The organism is Peribacillus alkalitolerans, from assembly GCF_010882125.1.
Lineage (GTDB): Bacteria > Bacillota > Bacilli > Bacillales > DSM-1321 > Bacillus_BN > Bacillus_BN alkalitolerans.
In genome coordinates this window covers 1-21677 of sequence record NZ_JAAGVZ010000027.1, presented here as the reverse complement: position 1 = coordinate 21677, position 21677 = coordinate 1, and the positions used below count along the sequence as shown (strand labels likewise).

At 36.1% G+C, this 21677-nt stretch carries 21 protein-coding genes and 1 pseudogene; 6 read left to right on the top strand and 16 right to left on the bottom strand.

Going from position 1 to position 21677, the window contains the following annotated elements:
- Window positions 1-9: 9 nt before the first annotated feature.
- From G3O09_RS19860 to G3O09_RS19840, 5 genes and pseudogenes are all read right to left on the bottom strand, one after another.
- Window positions 10-471, bottom strand: coding sequence for a RidA family protein (locus G3O09_RS19860; protein WP_163103184.1), 462 nt, complete (start codon window positions 469-471; stop codon window positions 10-12).
- The gene (locus G3O09_RS19855; protein ID WP_163103183.1) at window positions 468-1484 is read right to left on the bottom strand and encodes an amidohydrolase family protein; all 1017 of its coding nucleotides are present in this window, start codon (window positions 1482-1484) and stop codon (window positions 468-470) included. Before G3O09_RS19855 ends, G3O09_RS19860 begins: the two co-directional genes overlap by 4 nt.
- On the bottom strand, window positions 1469-2008 hold the full coding sequence (locus G3O09_RS19850; protein WP_163103182.1) for a 3-hydroxyanthranilate 3,4-dioxygenase: 540 nt from the start codon (window positions 2006-2008) through the stop codon (window positions 1469-1471). The genes G3O09_RS19855 and G3O09_RS19850 overlap by 16 nt, the downstream gene beginning before the upstream one ends.
- Window positions 2009-2048: 40 nt before the next feature.
- Window positions 2049-2368: pseudogene (locus G3O09_RS19845) on the bottom strand (NADPH-dependent FMN reductase); the annotation flags it as partial.
- 33 nt (window positions 2369-2401) lie between these two features.
- Complete coding sequence (locus G3O09_RS19840) at window positions 2402-3880, bottom strand: 4-hydroxyphenylacetate 3-hydroxylase family protein (protein WP_163103181.1); 1479 nt, start codon at window positions 3878-3880, stop codon at window positions 2402-2404.
- Window positions 3881-4110: 230 nt separating this feature from the next.
- Here G3O09_RS19840 and G3O09_RS19835 point away from each other — a divergent pair, with 230 nt between their 5' ends.
- Window positions 4111-4734 (top strand): Crp/Fnr family transcriptional regulator, encoded by a 624-nt coding sequence (locus tag G3O09_RS19835; protein WP_163103180.1) that lies wholly within the window; start codon window positions 4111-4113, stop codon window positions 4732-4734.
- Window positions 4735-4749: 15 nt separating this feature from the next.
- Here G3O09_RS19835 and G3O09_RS19830 read toward each other — a convergent pair whose 3' ends face one another.
- From G3O09_RS19830 to G3O09_RS19820, 3 genes are all read right to left on the bottom strand, one after another.
- Window positions 4750-5373: a Crp/Fnr family transcriptional regulator gene (locus G3O09_RS19830; RefSeq protein ID WP_163103179.1), complete on the bottom strand. Its 624-nt coding sequence runs from the start codon at window positions 5371-5373 to the stop codon at window positions 4750-4752.
- A gap of 320 nt (window positions 5374-5693) precedes the next feature.
- Window positions 5694-6218, bottom strand: coding sequence for a peptide-methionine (S)-S-oxide reductase MsrA (gene msrA, locus G3O09_RS19825; protein WP_163103178.1), 525 nt, complete (start codon window positions 6216-6218; stop codon window positions 5694-5696).
- A 55-nt stretch (window positions 6219-6273) separates the two neighbouring features.
- Window positions 6274-7416 carry an acyl-CoA dehydrogenase family protein gene (locus tag G3O09_RS19820; RefSeq protein WP_163103177.1) on the bottom strand — a complete coding sequence of 381 codons (1143 nt, stop codon included), beginning with the start codon at window positions 7414-7416 and terminating at the stop codon, window positions 6274-6276.
- Window positions 7417-7566: 150 nt separating this feature from the next.
- Between G3O09_RS19820 and G3O09_RS19815 the strand changes: the two genes are divergently transcribed.
- Window positions 7567-8628 (top strand): DUF3900 domain-containing protein, encoded by a 1062-nt coding sequence (locus G3O09_RS19815; RefSeq protein ID WP_163103176.1) that lies wholly within the window; start codon window positions 7567-7569, stop codon window positions 8626-8628.
- 749 nt (window positions 8629-9377) lie between these two features.
- Here G3O09_RS19815 and G3O09_RS19810 read toward each other — a convergent pair.
- Entirely contained in the window at window positions 9378-9854 is a 477-nt protein-coding gene (locus G3O09_RS19810; protein WP_163103175.1) for a GNAT family N-acetyltransferase, read from the bottom strand.
- Window positions 9855-9993: 139 nt separating this feature from the next.
- Here G3O09_RS19810 and G3O09_RS19805 point away from each other — a divergent pair, with 139 nt between their 5' ends.
- Window positions 9994-10866: a YihY/virulence factor BrkB family protein gene (locus tag G3O09_RS19805; protein ID WP_275898345.1), complete on the top strand. Its 873-nt coding sequence runs from the start codon at window positions 9994-9996 to the stop codon at window positions 10864-10866.
- 235 nt (window positions 10867-11101) lie between these two features.
- Here the strand turns inward: G3O09_RS19805 and G3O09_RS19800 are convergent, their stop codons facing one another.
- Window positions 11102-11995, bottom strand: coding sequence for a DMT family transporter (locus tag G3O09_RS19800; RefSeq protein ID WP_163103174.1), 894 nt, complete (start codon window positions 11993-11995; stop codon window positions 11102-11104).
- A 130-nt stretch (window positions 11996-12125) separates the two neighbouring features.
- Here G3O09_RS19800 and G3O09_RS19795 point away from each other — a divergent pair, with 130 nt between their 5' ends.
- Entirely contained in the window at window positions 12126-12995 is an 870-nt protein-coding gene (locus G3O09_RS19795; protein WP_163103173.1) for a LysR family transcriptional regulator, read from the top strand.
- Window positions 12996-13145: 150 nt separating this feature from the next.
- Here G3O09_RS19795 and G3O09_RS19790 read toward each other — a convergent pair whose 3' ends face one another.
- The 6 genes from G3O09_RS19790 to G3O09_RS19765 all read right to left on the bottom strand — a co-directional run bounded on the left by G3O09_RS19790 (window position 13146) and on the right by G3O09_RS19765 (window position 18070).
- Window positions 13146-13316, bottom strand: coding sequence for an imidazoleglycerol-phosphate dehydratase (locus G3O09_RS19790; protein ID WP_163103172.1), 171 nt, complete (start codon window positions 13314-13316; stop codon window positions 13146-13148).
- Window positions 13317-13810: 494 nt separating this feature from the next.
- Entirely contained in the window at window positions 13811-14386 is a 576-nt protein-coding gene (locus G3O09_RS19785) for a GNAT family N-acetyltransferase (RefSeq protein ID WP_163103171.1), read from the bottom strand.
- 543 nt (window positions 14387-14929) lie between these two features.
- A complete protein-coding gene (locus tag G3O09_RS19780) occupies window positions 14930-15328 on the bottom strand; it encodes a nuclear transport factor 2 family protein (RefSeq protein WP_163103170.1) in 399 nt (132 codons plus the stop codon).
- A gap of 395 nt (window positions 15329-15723) precedes the next feature.
- A complete protein-coding gene (locus tag G3O09_RS19775; protein ID WP_163103169.1) occupies window positions 15724-16953 on the bottom strand; it encodes a cation:proton antiporter in 1230 nt (409 codons plus the stop codon).
- Between the two features lie 8 nt (window positions 16954-16961).
- Window positions 16962-17456 carry a cation:proton antiporter regulatory subunit gene (locus G3O09_RS19770; RefSeq protein WP_163103168.1) on the bottom strand — a complete coding sequence of 165 codons (495 nt, stop codon included), beginning with the start codon at window positions 17454-17456 and terminating at the stop codon, window positions 16962-16964.
- A gap of 47 nt (window positions 17457-17503) precedes the next feature.
- Entirely contained in the window at window positions 17504-18070 is a 567-nt protein-coding gene (locus tag G3O09_RS19765; RefSeq protein ID WP_163103167.1) for a tyrosine-type recombinase/integrase, read from the bottom strand.
- Window positions 18071-18931: 861 nt separating this feature from the next.
- On the opposite strand from G3O09_RS19765, the gene G3O09_RS19760 reads away from it, so the two are divergent.
- Together G3O09_RS19760 and G3O09_RS19755 are read left to right on the top strand one after the other, a co-directional pair.
- The gene (locus G3O09_RS19760; RefSeq protein WP_163103166.1) at window positions 18932-20875 is read left to right on the top strand and encodes an AMP-binding protein; all 1944 of its coding nucleotides are present in this window, start codon (window positions 18932-18934) and stop codon (window positions 20873-20875) included.
- 22 nt (window positions 20876-20897) lie between these two features.
- Window positions 20898-21446: a DJ-1/PfpI family protein gene (locus G3O09_RS19755; protein WP_163103165.1), complete on the top strand. Its 549-nt coding sequence runs from the start codon at window positions 20898-20900 to the stop codon at window positions 21444-21446.
- The last annotated feature ends 231 nt before the right edge of the window (window positions 21447-21677 follow it).

Here is a 21677-nt window from a genome sequence, read left to right as displayed (position 1 = left end):
TCCGTCCACCTACTCTTCAATTTCTAATATCATCTCAACTTCCACCGCATTATTGTGTGGAAGCTGAGCCATTCCTATAGAAGATCGACCGTGTTTACCCTTTTCACCAAACACTTGTACGAGTAAATCAGATGCACCATTCATGACTTTTGGCTGATCAGTAAAATCTGAAGTACTATTAACAAATCCAAGTATTTTCACAATCCGCTTGACTTTGCGTAATTCTCCGAGTTCTTGTTTAACAACCGTTAAAAGATTCAGCATACATTGTTTTGCTGCTGCATACCCTTCTTCAATTGTTACGTCCTCTCCCAAACGGCCACGATATTCATCTGTGCCCTGACCTGCCGTGAAAATAAGATTGCCTGTTCGAACACAGCTAACATAATTTCCTGCTGCTGCACGGGGAGGAGGTAGGGTTAACCCAAGCTCGCTTAACCTTTCCTCAGGAGTAAGTAGTTCACTTCTCATATTTTCACACCATCTTTTATAGTGATATTTAAGAAACGAAGTGCATTCATTCCTAGCATAGCATCCGTTTGTACTTGTGAAAGCCCAAGTGTATCATCGATGACCTTGCCAGGTGGAACTTCTCTAAGTAAAAAAGGATAATCTGAGCCCATAATTATTTTTTCATATCCAATATTTTGAAGTAAGTAATTCAAATTGATCGGATCATTTACTAGTGAATCATAATAAAACTTCTTTGCATAAAAGCTTGGTGGATTCTCTAGCAATCGTAAATGTGGCCATACCTTCCAGCCTTGATCTAGCCGTGGAAGCAAATAAGGAAGAGATCCTCCACCATGGGCAAAGCAGATTTTCAAGTTCGGGAATTTATCCATTACCCCACCTAATATTAAGCTCGCACCCGCTAAAGCAGTTTCACTTGGCATTCCCACAGTGTACATTAAGTTATGTCGTGGCATGCGTTCCTTCCCTAACGTTTCCCATGGATGAATAAATAAAGGTACATTCCACTTCTCTGCCATTTCAAAAAATTCAATGAATCTAGGATCATCTAAATTGGTTCCATTAATATTCGTTCCAATTTCAATCCCCTTTAGCCCTAACTCATGCAGGCAACGATCCATTTCTCGAATTGCTACTTGAATATCCTGCAATGGGACCGTTCCTAAACCAATGAATTTGGTTGGATATTGGTTTACTGTTTCGGCTATAAAATCATTTTGAATTCTCGCAAGTAATTCTGCTTGCTTAGGAGGAGCCCAGTAGGAGAAAGTGACCGGGATTGGTGATAAAACTTGAATATCGACCATTTCCCTCTCCATATCATAGATACGCTTTTCTGTACTCCAAACCTGATCGGTTACTTCTCGGAAAACTTTCCCAGCGACCATAATATTCGCCCCACAAGCACACGTTCTCTCTAGTGTAGGCCATCTTTCACCGGTCAACCCTTGGGTTAACTCGGAGAAATTCTCCGGAATAATGTGAGTATGAAAATCTACTCGCATTTCCATTCACTCGCTTCCGGAGGCATGATATTTCCACAACTCTTGCACGTTCTAAGCTCTATGCTACCATTAAAACCCCCAATGGCTTCTTTCACTTGAACTTCAATATTAGTAAGCTGAATAGTCACTCGGTGCATTTCCTGGTCACATTGGTCACAAAACCATACGAAATCCTCAAGCTCCCCCTCGGCACGATTACGCTCAATGACTAACCCAATTGTGTCCGCAACTCTATGCGGAGAATGAGGTACATTAGCCGGCAGTAAGAACATCTCGCCCTCTTTTACCTCTACTACCTCACGATTCCCTTGACTATTTATTACTTCTACATAGCAGCTACCTTTAATTTGATAAAAAATTTCCTCTGATGGGTCTACATGGAAGTCTCGTCTTTTATTTGGACCTCCTAAAAGCATGACCATTAATTCGGCATCTTTCCAAATAAGCTTGTTATTAACTGGAGGTTTAAGCTGGTCCTTGTTTTCCTCAATAAATTTCATTAGATTAATAGGGTTAAATGGAGATGTCATCTTTAATAGACTCCCTTCGATTTAAAAAATATTATATAATCTAGCACTTGGCATGATTCAGTTTTAATGCTTTATGCATAAACACCACTTCTTCTGCCAATTGAGAAATTCGATTTAATACTTCTGGATCAACCAATTCATTTTGCTTATTAAAATGATCGCTATGAGCGTACACAGCTTGGTGCTATAAAGGCACGAAAGTAACCGGCAATTGGTTTCAATTGATTTTCAATGACAAGATAATGCTGGTACGGTTCCCCCATTTGCAACAAAGCCCATAACTTTATTTCTTAATGAAAGCGGATTCATTAAATCGAATAAGTTTTTCAGAACACCTGTAATAGATCCTTGGAAGATCGGTGGTCATATATAAGTCTCTTTATGAAATAAAACCTATTTTTTCATCACTTCCTTATCTAAAACACTTACTTTTAATGCCTGATCAACTAACTCAAGTGCTCTCTGACGCTTATAATTGTTAAAAAAGATCGCTCTTTTACGAATTGGATCACCTGTATAATAACGTTCATATTGAAGTAAGCGTTGACCGAAGGCTTCGCCACTTAAATCCCAAGCTAGTTTAAAAATGCTAACTCTATCTAACGAAGATATTCCAGCTCTACCTACATAATATTTATTAATATCGTCTCTTAATGCCTCATTCATAAAATCAGCACCAGTTGGAGACATTAATAAACCGCCTGCACCAATGATTTGAATAACCTCGATTGCTCTTGGATACATTTTAGGCAGTAAACCTCTAATAGTTTCAAGCGCGACATAGTCAGGCATTGCTTCACCATGCTCAGTAAAAGTATATTCGTATTCTGCTATATTAAGTAAGGCTCTAATCGATTCAACGGACTGAATTAATTCACCTAAATCATTTTGTACGTTTAGATAACCATCTACTCCAATTGTGTCTGCTAGCTTCATAGCTACTTCAGTTGCAAATTGAAGCTTGATTAATCCTCTAACTCCAGATTGATGGGCAGGTTGTTGACCTGCTCCTGTCATTGGATAAAGCTTATTTGCTGCTTCTACATTGTTATATAAGAATACTCTGTCCCATGGTACAACTACATCATCAAAGACTAGCAATGCATCCATTTCCTCAAATCTAGAAGCTAGTGGATGGTCATATAACGGTCGTGTACCGTCCTGCGCTGGCTCACGGCAAATAATTCTTAGTCCTGGTATATCGATTGGAACAGCAAAAGCAAGTGCATATTTTTCATCTCCTGGGCTAAAGCCAGGGAAAGAATAAATAATAACTTCCTCTGTAATAGGTGCAAGCGTAGCTAGCATTTTAGCTCCTCTTACAACTAATCCATCTGGCGTTTCTTTTACAGCCCCTAAATGGGTAAATTCATCTTTTTGCTCGTGAGAGGTTTTACTTCTATCATTTTGAGGATTGATAATCGCATGTGTTAAGAATATGTCATTATCACGAACATATTTATAATAATTACGAACGTTTTCAGCCCAATTCTTATTATAGTTTTCAAAAAACCAAGAATTATAATATAGAGAGGTTACTACTGTATTTAAAAAATCAGGAGTTCTACCCATTAGTCCAAACGTAGCTTTCGCGAACTCTTCAAAAACAGCTCTTCGTTTTTTTAAATCCTCAAAGCTCTTAGGAACTAAAAATGCATTGTTTACTCTTTCTCCCGTTTCTTCACAAATATGAGTAATCTTTTCTTGATATTGAGGGTCATGTTGCATATCGTACAGTCTAGCAATTTCATGAATCGGCTGCTGAAAAACAGCCTCATCATATACGTTCGTCACTTTTTTACCAGATAACCAAACTTCTGGCTTTTTTGATTTTAATCCTTGTATGTATTGAGCTCCAGTTCGGATTCCCATACATTCCCTCCTCAAGATTCAAGATTTTAAAATTCTAATTGAATTGTAATACTTTTTTGTTTTCATAATTGTAAGCTAATTAACGTAAATTCTATAAAATATTCAAAAAAGTCTAAATTATTAAACTAATTATAGTAAATTATTTTTATTTACCTTATGATAATAATTAAAATGAACTCTGATTTTTACAACCTTTGAAATTAACTAATGATTTTTAAGGGGGTTCTGATGTGGTTACTGTCTACGAAAGCGCTTATAATTGGGAAGACTATTTAAAGTATGGTACGAGGAAATTTATTAAAGGGAAAGAAACGATCTACTCACAAGGGATGAAAGGAAATGAATTTTATTTCCTTCATAAAGGATTAGTAAGGATTGTTACGGCAACCGCTACAGGAAAGGAAAGAATTCTAAACATTGTCGTACCTAACCAACTTCTTGGTGTCCAAGCTCTGGATTTAAATACTCATTTCACCACTGCTATAGCAGTTATGGATTCGGTTCTCTATCGCTTTTCCTGTGAAGAATTTAATCAACTTATTACTATTCATCCAGAGCTATTTATGCTTTTTTCAAAAACAGTCATTCATAAAATGAGAATTTTAATAGATCGGATTAATTTGAATACGCTTTCATCCGAGCAAAAAATGGCATTACTTCTTCAAAATGTTTGTGATGAATTTAAAAATTATGAGGTCCCACTTTATCAACAAGATTTGGCTAGTTGTACAGGTCTAACTCGGATTACCGTCTATAAAATATTAAAGAAATGGCAAGAAGACGACATAATTGAAATCAAAAAAAGAAAGTATTTTATAAAAAATCCAGACTTCTTAAGAAATCTGGTTAGATAAGATCTTCATTTATTTCTAAGCTTCTGCTAGATTGTGGGCAATCGCTTTCATTCTGTTCATATCCTTAATAATGATTTGACGACTATTAAGGTCAATATAATCTTCCTGCTTCCACTTTTGAATGACTTTATTTACGGTTAAACGTGATGTGCCAATGTATTTTGCAAAAGACGTCTGATTCATTGGAACATTTCCATTTTCTTGATATAACTTAACTAAATAGTATGCCATCTGTTGTTCTACTGGACAATCTAAGTACGAGATGATTTCAGCTAGTATTCTAAATTTATAGATGAGAGAATTAGTAAAAATCATTGACGCTTCTGGATGTTCCTTGCAAATCATGGATAAAACCTCATCAGAGAAGTGATAGATCATACTTTGACGACATGTATAGGCACCGGTTAAATAGTGTTCATTATGAATTCCATGCTCCCCAAATAGCATCCCAGGTGGTACTATATTTATGATACGTTCATCTCCTCTATCAGAAAGAAGAGTAATTTTCACCTCTCCCTTACATAAATAGTAAATACCTTTTCCTGTTTCCCCTTGGCGATATATAATCTTGTTTTTTTCAAATTCAATCATTTGCCCATAATTTAAAAAAGGTTTCCATTTATAACGAAGATCTAACATTCTCTCACCTGCAAATTATTGACATATAAAGACATATTCAATTTAGATTGGAAAATATCCTGCTTTTCGTTAGCGTAAAGGAATCTATACTTTCATTCATCGTATTTTCAATTTAATTACCTTGGAATAAAATCTCCATTAACCAATCGTCTTGTCTAATTAATCGTAAAATATCATTTTCAGTTTCTAACAAAGAAATACCCCATTCACCTAAATATTTCTAATTATACAAAAATTTCCTTGAAATAGGTAAATTGAGTAGAAAAAAACCAGTCCTTTCACAAGTGGTAGACTGGTTCATTCATATTAGAAGTTATACTTCACTCTTTGTTTTTCCAATGATCTCCAATAAACTGATCACGGCCAGACTCTTCGCGGTCTTCTTTATAGTGTTTTGGATTTTTCTTATGATAGCCTTGATGATACTCTTCCGCTGGATAAAATGGTTCGGCTGGCAATATTTCCGTGACAATCGGTTTCGAAAAACGTCCACTTAATTCTAATTCCCTTTTTGATTGAAGTGCCAATTCTTTTTGTGTTTCGTTGTGATAATAGATACCTGTTCGATACTGTGTTCCACGATCATGGAACTGGCCTTCTGCATCCGTCGGGTCAATTTGTTGCCAATAAAGCTCAAGCAATTTTTCATAAGGGAAAACTTCAGGATCAAAAGTTATTTGTACCACTTCAACGTGTCCTGTTTTGCCTGTTTTTACTTCTTCGTAGTTTGGGTTTTCAGTAGTGCCACCTGTGTATCCTGAAACAATTCCTCCAATACCCGGTAATTCTTCGAATGGTGTCACCATGCACCAGAAACATCCTCCAGCAAATGTTGCTTTTTGCATTTTTATTGATTCCTTTCCCTTAAAACATGTAATTAATAATATAGAAAATAATAATCTATTTTTTCAAATTAGACCACTGAGCCAGCAAATTAATTGCTGCATCGTCCATGGGTGGATTATGGAGCCCAGCCCTCACGTTCCGGTAATAGGTAGATAGAGGATTGGTTCTTTGAAGACTCTGTGCTCCAACAATTCTCATTGCTTTATCCACAATTTTGATCGCAGAGTTCGTTACGGAATGCTTGACTGCAGCTAAGTGTGGCGTTAACTGTTCTCTTAAATCGAATTGATTTTGCCACTTATCTGCAACTGAATATAAGAAATGTCTCGATTGCATGAGTTCCATCTCGATTTCACCAATTTGCCGTTGGACATTTGGCAGTGTAGCAATTGGAGCTTTAATGCTATTAGGAGCGTACTCGTTTGCAAAATTTATTGCATAATTCCTTGCTGCCGATGCAATCCCTAAGTAGCAGGCTGGTATATGGAGGAGCCAACCCTCTCCCTTTTTTTCCATCCCTTTTGGTTCTTCCACTAAAAATTTATCTTCTATTATTACCCCATCCAAAATTAAGTCCTCACTGCCAGTTCCTTGCATGCTAATGACATCCCATGTTTTTTCAATGCTCACACCCGGCTGGATTCGGTCAACCAAAAACCAACCCATTCTATTCTCTTCCGTTATCCAAGCATTTACGATAAATAAATCGAGCATAGGTGCCAGTGACGTGTATGTTTTTCTACCCGTAATGATCCATCCGTCCTGGACCTTATGAGCATGGGTAGACGGGACTCCTCCTCTTGTAGGGCTCCCTGTTGCCGGCTCTGTTGCTGCACGATTGATTAACGCACCCTTCTTGATTCGTTGAAAGGTCTCATGTAATATTCCTGCTTCCCAATCGCGGTTCTCTTGTAATTGCATAACAATTCCAGAGTGCCATCCAATCGACAAAGAAGTTGGTCCACAGGCTTCTGCGATTTTTTCCTGACAAAGAAGGAAATCGTACAGTCCTAATCCCATTCCCCCTTCATGTTTTGGTAGTGTCCAGGAACTATAGCCAATCCGAACTAAATCTTCTATATTCTCAAATGGAAAATCCCTGCTTTCTTCTAATTCATGGGACCGATTTGAAATTTTCTGAAGTAAAGGTTCTAATCTTGTAAGTAGCTCCTCTTGTTGGTCAGTTTTTATAAACATGTTATGATCCTCCCGTTCACATTACGTACCTTTCATTTAAAGGAAAAATAATCGTTTAATCAAGTAAATCGATTCAGTATTTGTCAAATTGACGAATTAGTTTTAAGCACCTATACTTTTAGAAGCAAATTACTGAAAATAGGTGAATATATGGACTTTCAAATAAACTTCCTCTCCTTCTATCTTATTCAATCCACTGGAAAAGACGAAGGAGCCGATAAGACTTATAAACATTTCCAGACGCTTGATCATGCAATGTACGAATCTAGTTCCCTAAAGGAATTCCTTGATGGTGAATTTACTAAAATTACAAAACGAAAAGTTGAGCGACATCCTAAATCGGAGGTTGCGCCAACGAAAATTGGTAGATTTATTGTGGAAGAAGGGTATGCCCTTGATTCCAATCCTAACTACAACATGTTTCAGAAAGTTCGGATGGCTGCATCAAAGGAAGATTTTCAAACAGCTGCTGAAAAAATTTTAAAAGCTTATATTGATACCAGTTCTGTTCGTGGTGGTGCCTTGATTATCGCTAATGCGAAACTGACCAAATTCTATGACGATCCTTTCTTATTTGTGTTGAAGTGTGATTTTGAGCCAAAAGTAGCGACTATATCTGATGAGAAGTCTTTAATAAAAAATGTGGAAATGGCCATTACGACTAAAAGTATGAAGTCCATACAATACCCATATATGCCCGAAGAAGGAATGCTAGAAGAAAGTGAATTGAAGTTACATCAGTCATCTCAATCTCGTTATTTTGAAGAATTCCTAAAATTTGTCGAGTATGGTGAATCGATGCCTGAAATCGTCAAATCACATGTAATCTCAATGGTAAGGGATCAATTTGAATCTATCCAACCAGAAGATTTTGACCAGCAACAGTTGGAAGAAGCGATGGAGATCTGGGCGGCAAGTGATAAGCGGGAGATTCAAGAGCATTTTGAACCTGAACAAATTATGGAAGCGACCGCTCAGCTTGCTGAATTCACACCTGAAGCGGAATTAAAAATTAAAATGGATCATGTTGCGATTAAGGGTCTTCTCTCAGATTACGGCGACCGCATACATTTGGCAAAAAGTCATGGTAAGTATTTTGTTCTGATAGAAAGCGACTCCATCACATTTGAAAAGAACTTCTCCCCGATTGAGTTCGTGAAGCCCCACTCTTTGGAACAGATCATTAATCTTTTAAAACAGAAACATGAATAGAAATGAATAACATGTTGCTATTAATCTATATTGAAATACTCATTAAAAACCACCAATCATGAGACTGGTGGTTTTTGTTTATTTTTATTTTGAAGTATTAATATGGATAATCGTTTAGCAAGTTTTTTCTTATTTCTACTTATTTCACTGTTTCTCTGCTTTAAAGCAGTAATTTTATTCAACAATATCAAATCCTTCACCTCTGAATTATTCCTTTGACTCAACCAAAATGTTGTATATCCTCATTATAGAACATTTGTTCCTATTTGTACAAAAAAATCCAAGATAAAAGATAATTTCAATCATCTTTTATCTTGGATGTAAAATTTAAAAATATGATCCAAACGCCTTGTCCTCTTAGTGGAAACCTGCATAAGATACAGTACTCCTTATATAAAGCCCGCTCCTGTGAGACAAACATGGACGGGCCTTTTTTTATTGCCCTCATATTTAATATTATCAATTTTTATTCTTTTTCTAACCTATATCCTTCAAACGCCTTGTCCTCTTAGTAATAACCCGCATAAGATACAGTACTCCTTATATGAAGCCCGCTCCTGTGAGACAAACATGGACGGGCCTTTTTTATTGCCCTCATAAATAATATTATCAATTTTATACTTTTTCTAACATAAATCCTTCAAACGCCTTGTCCCCTTGGTGATTACATGCATAAGATACAGTACTCCTTATATGAAGCCCGCCCCTGTTAGACAAACATGGACGGGCTCTTTTTTTAGGCGGTTTATTTACCGTATTCTAGTCGATGTTGGTGCTGTCTTCTCCATAAATAAGAAAACAGTATCCTCTCTCGCTAATTTTTCTGTTTTATAACCTTTGTAACCTATTTTCTCGTAAAATGAGATGTTTTTCTTACTCTCACTGCCAGTGAAAAGTTCGAATCGGGCATCTTCAAATAAACTCTCAATCTCTTTCATTAATTCCTTAGCAATACCTCTATTTTGAAAATCAGGATGGACCATCAGTTTACCTATATAACATGTCCCATCCTTTTCATAGGCCCTTACAGAACCTACCAATATATCATTTAATAAATACTTGAGAATTAGATGTGTATCAAAAGCTTTTTCAACATCACTAACGGTTTGCATTAATGGTTCTATCTCGTAGTTTCCATATATCTCCGCTTCGCTTACATAGGCTAATTTCTGTATGGATAGAATGGCAGTGGCATCTTCAACAGTTGCTCTCATGATTTTTTTCATAAATAGTACCCCCAATATATTTTAAAATTTTCTATGGATAACATATAATGGAAATTCCTCATTATTGGATTATATTCCTGCTTAAGTGGGAATAGACAGCTATACATCTATTAGATTAGTAATCCGGGAGTTGAAGCCTTTGAAGAAGAAATGGATTCCATTTGGGAAAAAATTGATGAATGAATTGAAGGAAGACCGTGCAACCGGGTTGGCGGCAGAGCAGTCGTATTATTACATGCTTTCTTTATTCCCATCTATGATCTTGTTATTATCGATTATCCCGTATCTGGACATCAATCCTCAAAAGGTGATGAATGTGTTGCATACTTTAATGCCTCGCGAATCCAGTGAGCTTTTTGAGGAAAACGTTGTGAAATTAGTAAGTGAGCGGAATGGCGGTCTATTGACGGTCGGTGTCCTTGGAACAATTTGGACTGCTTCCAATGGCATGAATGCTTTTATCCATTCCATGAATGTTGCGTTTGACGTGGAAGAAACAAGAAACTTTATCGTTGCCCGCTTGATCTCAATAGGATTAACGATTGGCCTGATTGTAGCGTTTATCGTAGCACTAGCACTTCCAGTATTTGGTGATGTTATTCTTGTTACGATTGAGAAATTTGTTCTGATTCCTGATGAAATGGAAATATTATTCCGTATATTACGTTGGTTGATTGCATTTTCCGTCATAGTCATCGTACTTGCTATGTTGTACAAGCTCGCTCCTAATAAGCATTACCCATTTAATCAAGTCATTCCAGGAGCGATTATCTCAACCTTTCTATGGCAATTAATTTCTCTGGGGTTTTCGTTTTATGTAAGTAATTTCGCTAATTACAGCTCGACCTATGGAGGTCTTGGTGGGGTTATCATTTTAATGTTATGGTTATACTTTACTGGACTTTCGCTCGTTATCGGCGGAGAAATCAATGCACTTGTTCATCGTGATTTAGTGAGCAAGAAAGTTAGACGAACACAATTAGTGAAACAAGATCAATCAGTACCTTTGTAATTTTTATAATCCGAGCAAAGACAAGACGGTAACTAATAAAAGAGAAATATGTAAGAGCATGTATTAGTTTCAAACATGCTCTATTTTTTGTGATATTGATTCTGTAACAATTAGGTTGAATTTCCGGATTACATTTTGAACAAATCCATATGATAGTTTAAGGACAAAACGCACATCTTTCATTCAATAAAGAATAAATCTAAATTCAACCACACTTATATGAAAACCTTCCCTCTCAAATACATTGCTCCTTTTCTTTTGAAAGCCAATTATCCTTTTGTTTTTTAGATGTAGAGTTTGCTATAAATACACCAACTAATATGATTAATGCACCAAAATATCCCTGTAGCCCCATGTTTTCCTGTAGGAAGATAAATGCAAATATGGCTGCAAAAATCGGTTCAAGCGAAAAGAGAAAACCAGTACTTTCAGGTGTAGTGTACTTCTGGGCAATGGACTGCATGACAAAGCCATAAGCAGAGCAGATGAGTGCTAGGCCAAGTATTGCAAACCAATGTAACCCTTCATTTGGTAATACAGATGTTTCAAAAATAAATGTTCCGATGGTGGCGAAAAAAGTTGCAAACCCGAGTTGGTAAATCCCCAGTTGTAAGGTATCAACTTCTCGAGCAAAGTGGTTTGTTACTATAATGTGTACTGCATAAAGGAAGGCGGCAACCAAACAATATATCGAGCTTAATGCAAAAGTAAAGTCATCCCCGATAGTAAGTAGGGCTAAGCCAATTGAAACAATCGTAACTCCTAAAAAAATTTTATTACTTGGCAATTTTCTTGATAAGACTGTCTGCAAAATCGGCACTAAGATTACTGTTGTACTAGTCAAAAAACCTGCTGAAGAAGCAGTAGTATTTTTCATACCATATAAAAGAGCAATAAAAATACCACATAGAAGTGCTCCAACAATCGCACTGTATTTCAATGTTTTAGCATCTACACGAATTATTTTTTTGGAGAAAATCGCCATCATTACGATAAATGCAATTCCAAATCGTAATGAAACGATTGTTAATGCAGGGATTGTATCTACACAGAGTTTCATAAAAATATAAGACGTACCCCAACCCATAGAAACAGTAGCTAAAATCCAATTTGCTTGTTTTTGTGTCATAAGATGAATACCTGCCTTTTCATGTATTTCAATTTAGGTTGGCTATATCGTATCACCATGCATTTACATTAGTAAAACGAATATTTATAATAGAACTATTAGAAATACTAATGCAAAGGAGCTAATGTGGGTGAATTCTTATTATGCATTTATCAAAGCCATAGAAACAGGCAGCTTTACAAAAGCAGCCGAAGAACTTGGCTATACTCAATCCGCCATTAGTCAAATGGTCCATTCATTAGAGGAAGAACTTGCTACTACCCTTATTTTACGCTCACGAATGGGTATTACACTGACACCAGACGGTGAAGAATTTCTACCTTATATCAAGAATATCTGTAATTCGCATAGGGAACTGAAAGAAAAGCTCAAAGAGATGGAAGGGCTAGAAAGTGGACTTATTCGAATTGGCACATTTTCTAGTGTTTCATGTCATTGGCTACCTGGATTAATGAAAGATTTTAAGGAACAATACCCAGCTGTTCATTTCGAATTACATCAAGGTGACTATACGGATATCTCTAATTGGATTAAAGAAGGTAGTGTAGACTTTGGTTTTGTGAATCCAAAAGCTATATCGAATCTAACTACCATTCCCTTGCAAGAAGATGAAATGTTTGCTGTATTGCCATCAGATCATCCTTTAGCTGCACACAACAAAGTACCCTTAAAAGAATTAACAAATGGACCGTATATACTTTTAGACGAGGGTGAATTTAGTGAGCCATTGTCTATTTTTATTCAGAATAATATTGAACCCAATATTCAATTCCGAGTACATGATGATTATACAATTATGTCCATGATTGAACAGGGCCTTGGCTTTTCCATATTACCGAAACTCGTCTTAAGTAGATGTCCATATAATATTGTAACGAAGGCAATATCCCCTTCTGTGGTTCGTACAATAAGCCTGGCATACAAGGACAAAAGGGTTTTGCCAATTGCAAGTAGGTATTTTATCGACTTTATCATTGAAAGGTTGGGTAAACCTTTATGAAAATTTTTAAGAAGTAAGGTGACCCGGAAAAATTACAAATTTGTTTGCCCAAAAAATAATGTAAATTAACACTTTCCTTACTTTCAAAATGCTTCTTAAAATTTTTGCTAGCTTATAAAAAAATCGTGAGGCGTATGCCCCACGATTTTTTTATTCTCCGCTTTGCTTTGGTTTACTCTTTGATTTACTTCCCACTTTAGAACGATATTCGTTCCCTTTGTTATTATCCCCACTCATAAACTCACTGCTAAATTCTTGCTTGTATTGTGCTTGTGGTGAATTTTGATTTTGGCTTCCTTTGCTGCCGTTGCGACTTGTCATTACATTCCCTCCTTTAAACAAAAACATCCTTCTTAGTATTTCTTATACGTTGCCTTTTACTCATGGTTCAATATACAAATCAAATGTCTTTTTGGACTAATTGATAATAATGTACCCTTGTAAGAGGGGAGAATATTTGTCAAAGGGCTCCCCTTAAATTATAAATAATTTAGCTCTGTTAAACAGGGCTGTTGATTTCCGTTCCAGGCACTCGCTTTCCGCGTGGCAGCGGTGATCCTCCTCGGCGCATTACGCCTGTGGGGTCTCACCTGTCCCGCTGCTCCCGCAGGAGTCGAGCGCCTCCCACTCCAATCAACTTAGTGGATAAATCAACAAATAAGCTATAACAGAGCTAATAATTTAAAAGATATATTTTCAGCTCTTTTTTCAATTACCCTTGTTAAAATAATATTTTTAATAATTCATCTTCTATAAACTAAATTGCAAAGTTAATGAAAATAGAAAAGCTGCCAGATCCAGCTTGATCCCTGAAGTTATGCACCGGTATGTTTTGTTAAATAAACCTCTTGGAGTAGTCCATAAACTGCACAATTTTTATACTGATTCTTTGAGTTGCGAATCATATGCTTAATTGTGCCTTCATGTTCCATACCAACTTTAAGCATAATTTTTCCAGAGGCTGGATTGTCAATGTTATGTGCTGCTGATATTTTATGTATTTTCATATGTCTAAATCCATATTCAATGACAGCTCTTAATGCCTCAGTTCCATATCCTTTGTTCCACCAGTTAAAACCTATTGCATAACCAACCTCGCAATTCTCAGTAGTTTCATCAAAATTGAAGAGATCAATAGCACCAATTAATTCACCACTAGCCTTCAATACTATGCCCCAGTAACAGAAATCTTGATTATCATATTTATTTACGATTTCTGTTACCCTCTCAATTGTTTCCGAAATAGACTTGTGTGCTCCTTTTATAAGGTTATCCATTACTCTTTCATCTGAGAGCCAATGGTTAAACACACTATGTGCATCTGTAAGTTCAAGTCTTCTAAGAATTAATCGATCCGTTACTAGTGTTGGTGTACCTGAATAATTAATCAATTCCTCACCTACTTATAAATAGTCAAAACTATACATGTACTCAATTCATCTCTTTATCCATGTATTCCTTCTAGAACTTACTTACCCGTAACCATTTTTTAAGCATTTTCCATAGTTCTTTCACTAGAAAATAATAGAGTTCTATACATTTAGGGTTAATTCCTTGTTCAATTAACCTGACCAAAAATAAAAAAGATAGGGATATTAATGAGATGTATAAGGGGTTTAAACCCATTTTTATATGTTTAACAATCACAATCAGTATTTTTTCTTTCAAGAGTTTGTATAGGAATACGATACTACGATGCAATTCTACTTATCTGCCCCAATAATAAAAAAAATCTAAGCTAAGGAAAGACAGCTTAGATTTTAACAACGTATATTTGTTAGCTTAAAGGCAGTTACCATTTTATTAATTTCCATACAGAAGTAATTTAGAATCTAAATATGAATTTGTTTTGTATAAACCATATTCATATTAACTTCCCAATTATTGATCTGCTTTTTTAAGGTAAAGTTTTAAAACAAGATTATTTTAATAACTTAAAACATGCCATTCTCGTTAGGAGAATTCTCAGGAAGGTGTTGTCCTAAATCCCATAATTCAACAATTCGGTTATCTTGGAAACGGAAGATATGGACCACAGCCGCACCAAGTTCCTCAGGATTCTGTTTCACATGGGAGTGAACCGCAACAATCTCTTCCTCTTCAATAGCACGTTTGACCTCAAGTATCTTATGAGGGTTCTTGGCTGCATTTTCTTCCATAGCGATCATGAGCGAATCTGCATCGCCACGGAAAAAGGGATTATGGTGGCAAAAATCAGGACCCACATGACTCCTGTATGCTTCTCGAACTTTCCCAGTTGCTACGAGTTGTAGAAACGATACTGCCTTCTCTTTGAGTGAGAGCGTCGCATTAATTTGCAGTTCTGTATTCATCTAAATCTTCCTTTCAGGAATTATACTGTTTAATTTAAAAAGAATTTTATGGTAAATACGAATTTATGTCAATTTTGGGACACTTAAAGGTTAAGATTTCATTTGTGTTCTTACTTATATGATTCTTTCATTTGTGCAATTTAATATCCTTAAATTCTTTTATTAAAAAATTATTTTCTCTCTTTTTCCCTATTAGAACGGCTTTTTCATGAGTGTGATTGACGGAATCAATTTTTATTAGATCTTGAAATGGAATTGAATACATCTTTAAATCCCCCGCGCCAATAAGAAAAAGCTGCCTGGAAGACAGCTCAATTCCTACCAAACTTATAATATATTAACCTTCTTAATAATTCATCAAATTTTGTCATTTAAAAAAATGTAATCTGACAGGATCAATTTGACCTTTCACTAACCTCTATTTTCGTCTCTTGCTTTTTACTCCAATTAAAAATATTGTTTAAAAATTTATAAATATTCTTGCTCTCTTTAGTCATCAATGGTCCTACTATTGCCAATATTAAGACATATAGAGCCGTAAAAGGAGTTAGAATGGGACTTAGACCGGCTGTAATCCCCAAATTTGCTACAATAATTGAAAATTCCCCTCTAGCCATAATGGTCAAGCCAATATTGGTAGATGCTTTATGAGATAAGCCTGCTTTTCTACCAGAAATCATACCAGCTATAAAATTTCCGACAATAGTAAGCATGGCAGCACCTATTGCTAACCAAATAGCATCAGCTAATGTAGCGGGATCAATACTTAGTCCGAAGCTGAAGAAGAAAATGGCTCCAAAAAAGTCTCTAAAAGGTACAACTAAATGTTCAATACGATCTCGATGTTCAGTTTCTGAAAATACTAAACCTAAAAGGAGAGCACCAATTGCTTCTGCTACATGGAGGGTTTCTGAAAATCCCGCTACAAAAAATAGGATGGAAAAAATAACAATTATGAAAATTTCATCAGATTTTATGTTCAACCATTTATTTAATATTGGTGCACCTTTGCGTGCAATAATAAAAAATAATAGCATATAACCAACTGAAATTAGAACCGAAGTGATGATACCGAGGGCAGATGTGGAACCTGCAAGTAGGACACCAGACATGGTGGTTAAAAATAAAGCAAGGAAGATATCATCAAATAGAATGATCCCAAGTATTAACTCGGTTTCAGAATTTGCTGTTCTTTTTAAGTCAACTAACACTTTGGCTACAATTGCACTTGAAGAAACGCTTAGTAGTCCTGCAATAATAAGAGTTTCCATCCAAGGCATTCCTATGATGATTCCGTACAAAATACCTAAGGCAAAATTAAGGGCTACATAGATACTTCCGCCAATCACAATATTTTTGCCTGACTTCACCAGTTTACCAACAGAAAATTCCAATCCTAAGTAGAATAGTAGAAAAAGTACACCTATCCGTCCTAAAAATTGAATAATATCGTTACTTCCAATAAAAGTGAAGTCAATAATACCAATTTTTGGAGCATGCGGCCCAACTATCATTCCTAGAATTATCAAAAAAGGAATTATAGAAAACTTAAATTTATTAGCAAGAATAGATCCAATTGCAACTAGGACAAGTGCGGTCCCCACTTCAAATACTAAATGATTCATCTATACACTCACCCCTCACTTGATAATAATTTTTTAATTACTTCCTTAATTTGATGTTTTTCTCCTGAGACGACTAATGTGTCACCTGCCTCAATAACTGTATCTGGACCTGGATTATGTGTGTTCCTTGTGTTTTTTTTCTTTAATGCAATGACTGAAACCCCAAAGTTATTTCTTATATCCATTTCACCAATGGTTTTTTGAATGGCTGGTGCATGGGGTTCAACTTGAAACCATTCAATAATTAAATCATCAAACGCGAAGTCAACAGCTTCTAAAGCTTTAGGTTTATAAGCCATTCCACCTAAAATCCCCGCAATTTTCCTTGCTTCAGAATCGTTTAATGTAACATTGCTCAATACTTCATCGTGATCTTCTGAATCAAATTGATAGATTTCTCTTCTACCGTCATCATGTATAACAATAACCAGTTTATCTTGATTTTTAGTAATGAATTCAAACTTATAACCGATTCCAGGCAGTTCACTTTCTCTGATATTCATGATTAAACTTCCTCCTTTAGTAAAGCGTCTTAATCGTTATTAATTTTTTAAAGATTTACATCGAGTTCAGTTCTAATTTTTTCATCTTTTGAAATACCAAGATATTTTAATGTTTCTGAAGGAGTAGAGTGATTAAAGTGTTTCTGAAGGAGAGAAATGGCAATACCTCTTTTATAGGCATGAAACCCAAAGGTCTTGCGCAATGAATTCGTACCAATGTTCCCTTGTATGCCTACTGCTTCTGCAGCTTGATGTAAGATGCGATAAGCTTGTTGACGGGTAATCGGTTTTTGAGTTTTAGTGGACTTGAATAAGTAATCTTCTCTGTTCAATTGATTGGCTTGAATAAAGTGAAGAAGTGCCTTTTTTACCTGTTGATTAAGATATATCTCCTTTGAATTTCTATACTCCTTATTTGAAAGAATAAAAAATTCCTTTATTACACCTCCCTCTCCCATAACATCTTCTATTTTAATCTCCAGAATTTCCGTAATCTTCAAGCCTGTATTAATCCCAAATACAAAAAGAACATAGTCTCTTTTAGAAGATTTTTTCAAAAACCTTTTCAAGGAATTAATTTGTTTAATATCCCTTATTGCATCTACATATTCCATATAATTTATCTCCAAGTCCATGTTACATAATACTAGTATATTATATTATTATGTAACATTCAAATTTGTATGACCTAACCATTTAGCAAATATGAAAAAAAGCGATCCTTCTTTATAGAAGCATCACTACATAAATTCTTACCTAGGTCTATTATCAGTTACCTTAAAACTTCATTTTTATAACTAAAAAATGTGGTATTTTCCAATTACAATTTGACCATTAATAATCTTTCCACCATGCTATTTTTTCATTATACTATTTCCTCACTCCTTAAAAATCATACATTACCATTAGGATTCTTAAGATAATCTAGTATTTATCTGTAATACTTTTGCTAGTCATACTACCCTACAATGGAAATATATCAATATTAGAAGAGATTCCCATAAAATTATGTTGTATTTAATAGTTTTATTGTCCAATCCTTCTTTCATATTAAAAATAAACTGAATATACGAAAGTTAATTTCTATGAAGGGAGATTGGTCTCTATGTCTTGTAAGGACAAGCACCATAAGCATAAGAAGCATAAGCATAAACACCATAAGCACAAACATCACCACAAACATCATGATTGTAAGAAAAAATGTAAATGTAAATGTAATCACAACTGCGATTAGTAACTATAGTCTCGATAATACCGTGTTTAAAACTTGTATTCTTGAAAGAGTACACTCTTTCTAAATGAGCCTGCCCATCCAAAAGGTGGAAGGGCTTATTTTATTTCTACTAACCTAAAAGTATTTAAAGCTAGTAAGGATATTTTCCAAGTCATGTTTCGTGTAAGTGCTTTGATAGTATATAATGGATTTATCAAAACTTTAAGAATTTTTACTCATATTGTTTTCTAGGAGGAGTACTATGTCTCAAAAAGCGGTTTGGTTCCCTAAAGAGCAAGAAATGAAGAATACTAGATTATTCAATTGGATGCGAAATCTTGGATTTGAAGATTATGAATCTTTTCATACAAAAACGGTCGATCATGTAGGCTGGTTTTGGGATCAAGCAGTCCAAGAGCTCGGAATTGAATGGGAAACACGCTATACTTCCCCACTTGAACTAACTGGAAGCTGGAAATATCCAAAATGGTTTGTGGATGGAAAAATGAATATTGTACATAATGCTGTTGAAAAATGGGCAACTAACCCTTCTACTCAAAATCAATCCGCTCTTATTTGGGAAAGTGACGATGGACAAGTTGTAACTTATACATTCAAGGATTTGAATGAAAAAATCACAGGTTTTGCCACGGGTTTAGAAAAGATGGGATTAAAACGTGGTGACGTCGTTTCCATTTATATGCCTATGATTCCTGAGACGGTTATTAGCATGCTAGCCATAGCTAAATTAGGGGCTATCTTTTCACCTGCATTTTCAGGCTATGCGGCTGATGCAGTCGCTACTCGTATTAATGCTGCACAAGCAAGATACTTAATAACTGCTGATGGTTACAGTCGCCGAGGTAAAACGGTTTCTATGAAAGAGGAAGCTGATAAGGCAGTATCTAAATGTACCTCCATTGAAAAAGTGATCGTAGTAAAAAGAACGGGACAAGACATTCCGTGGGACGATGATCGAGATCTTCAATGGGATACTTTAATTTGTAATGAAAACCCTTCCAAAACCGTGTCAACGAATGGGGACGACCCTTTCATGTTAATTTACACTTCTGGAACGACAGGTAAGCCTAAAGGGGCAGTACACACACATGCAGGTTTTCCTATTAAGTCTGCATTTGACGCAGGATTATGTATGGACGTTAAACAAGGAGATACATTATTCTGGTATACGGATATGGGTTGGATGATGGGACCATTCCTTGTATTTGGAGGATTAGTGAATGGAGCATCCATTTTGATGTTTGAAGGGACACCGGATTATCCAAATGTCGACAGGATTTGGGAAGTAACGAGTAAACATAAGGTTACACATCTAGGAATCTCTCCTACTTTGATTCGTTCAACGATGAAGTATGGTACTGATTGGATTGATAATCACGACTTGTCCTCTCTTCGTCTGATAGGTTCAACAGGTGAACCATGGAATCCAGAACCATGGATGTGGCTGTTCGAAAATATCGGCAAAAAAAGAATCCCAATTTTCAACTATTCTGGAGGAACAGAGATTTCAGGTGGAATTCTAGGTAATGTATTAGTAAAGCCAATCTCCCCGATCACGTTTAATGCTGCTTTACCTGGGATGGACATTGCGGTGTACGATCAAGATGGGAATCCAGTCATGGACGAAGTTGGTGAATTGGTGATTTTGAAGCCATGGGTTGGAATGACGAATGGATTTTGGAAGGAAAATGAGCGCTATGAAACCGCTTATTGGGATCGATGGCCTGATACATGGGTTCATGGGGATTGGGTAATACAAGATCAAGACGGATTTTGGACAATTACCGGACGTTCAGATGACATATTAAATGTGGCTGGCAAGCGATTGGGACCTGCAGAAATGGAATCGATTTTGATCCAACATCCCCTAGTAGTGGAATCAGCAGCAATCGGTGTACCAGATGAAATCAAAGGCGAAGCGGCAGTATGTTTTGCAGTCCTTAAGGATAAAAATGCAGATCTAGTGGTCGTTCAAAAAGAACTTATGGACCTTGTTTCCGCTAATTTGGGCAAGGCACTTAAGCCAAAAGCCATTTTATTTGTAAACGAACTTCCTAAAACCCGGAATGGCAAAGTTATGAGAAGAGTCATCAGGGCAGCCTATCTCGATGAATCCGTAGGGGATGTGTCATCCTTGGAAAACTCTCAAATTCTCGAGGACATTAAAGCCTTAAAGACTACCTAGTGAAACCCAAGGAGGAAAATTTGTGTTAAAGAAAACGGTTGTATTGCTGTATCCAAACTTCAGTGAATATGAGCTAACTGTTGCCCTATCCATTCTTATGCAAGGTCAAAAGCCTACTATAATCGTAGGATTGAATAATGGACCTATCAAAGGGGAATCAGGGTTAACAGTTCTACCAGATACGACTGTAGATGAAGTCGAATTTTCCGAGATTGATAGTCTATTACTAACAGGCTGCATGGATATAACTCCCGTTGCTGAAGATCACAGATACATTGCATTTATTCAAAAGGTTGCAGAAACTGCTGAGGTCATTGCCAGTATATCCAGTTCCCCACTCCTATTAGCAAAAGCAGGCGTTCTAAAAGGAAAGAAATATACGGTCGGCCTAACAGAAGAAACCATTAATAGTTCAGGTGTCTTTGAAACAGAAAACTATTTGCAAGATTTGGTGGTTCAAGATGGGCATCTTATCACTGCACGTGGCCGAGGATTTATTACATTTGGTAAGCTTTTTGGGAAAGCATTGGATCTAAAATTTGATGAACGATGGTATTTGGAGATATTCTAGTAGCAAACATACTGATGGGCATGGTAAAGTCATGGGCTTAATCGAAACTGTATATTAAATTGGACACTACTCAGATTTTCAGATGTGTTGAAAGGCATATAAAAAGGAAGATCCATAGAATGGATCTTCCTCCAGACTGTAGACAAATCCCCCAAAAAGGGGATTTGTCTGCGGTCTTTTTTTGTATAATGAAGGTACTACAAAATGTGCTTAGGTGATAAATATGTTAAC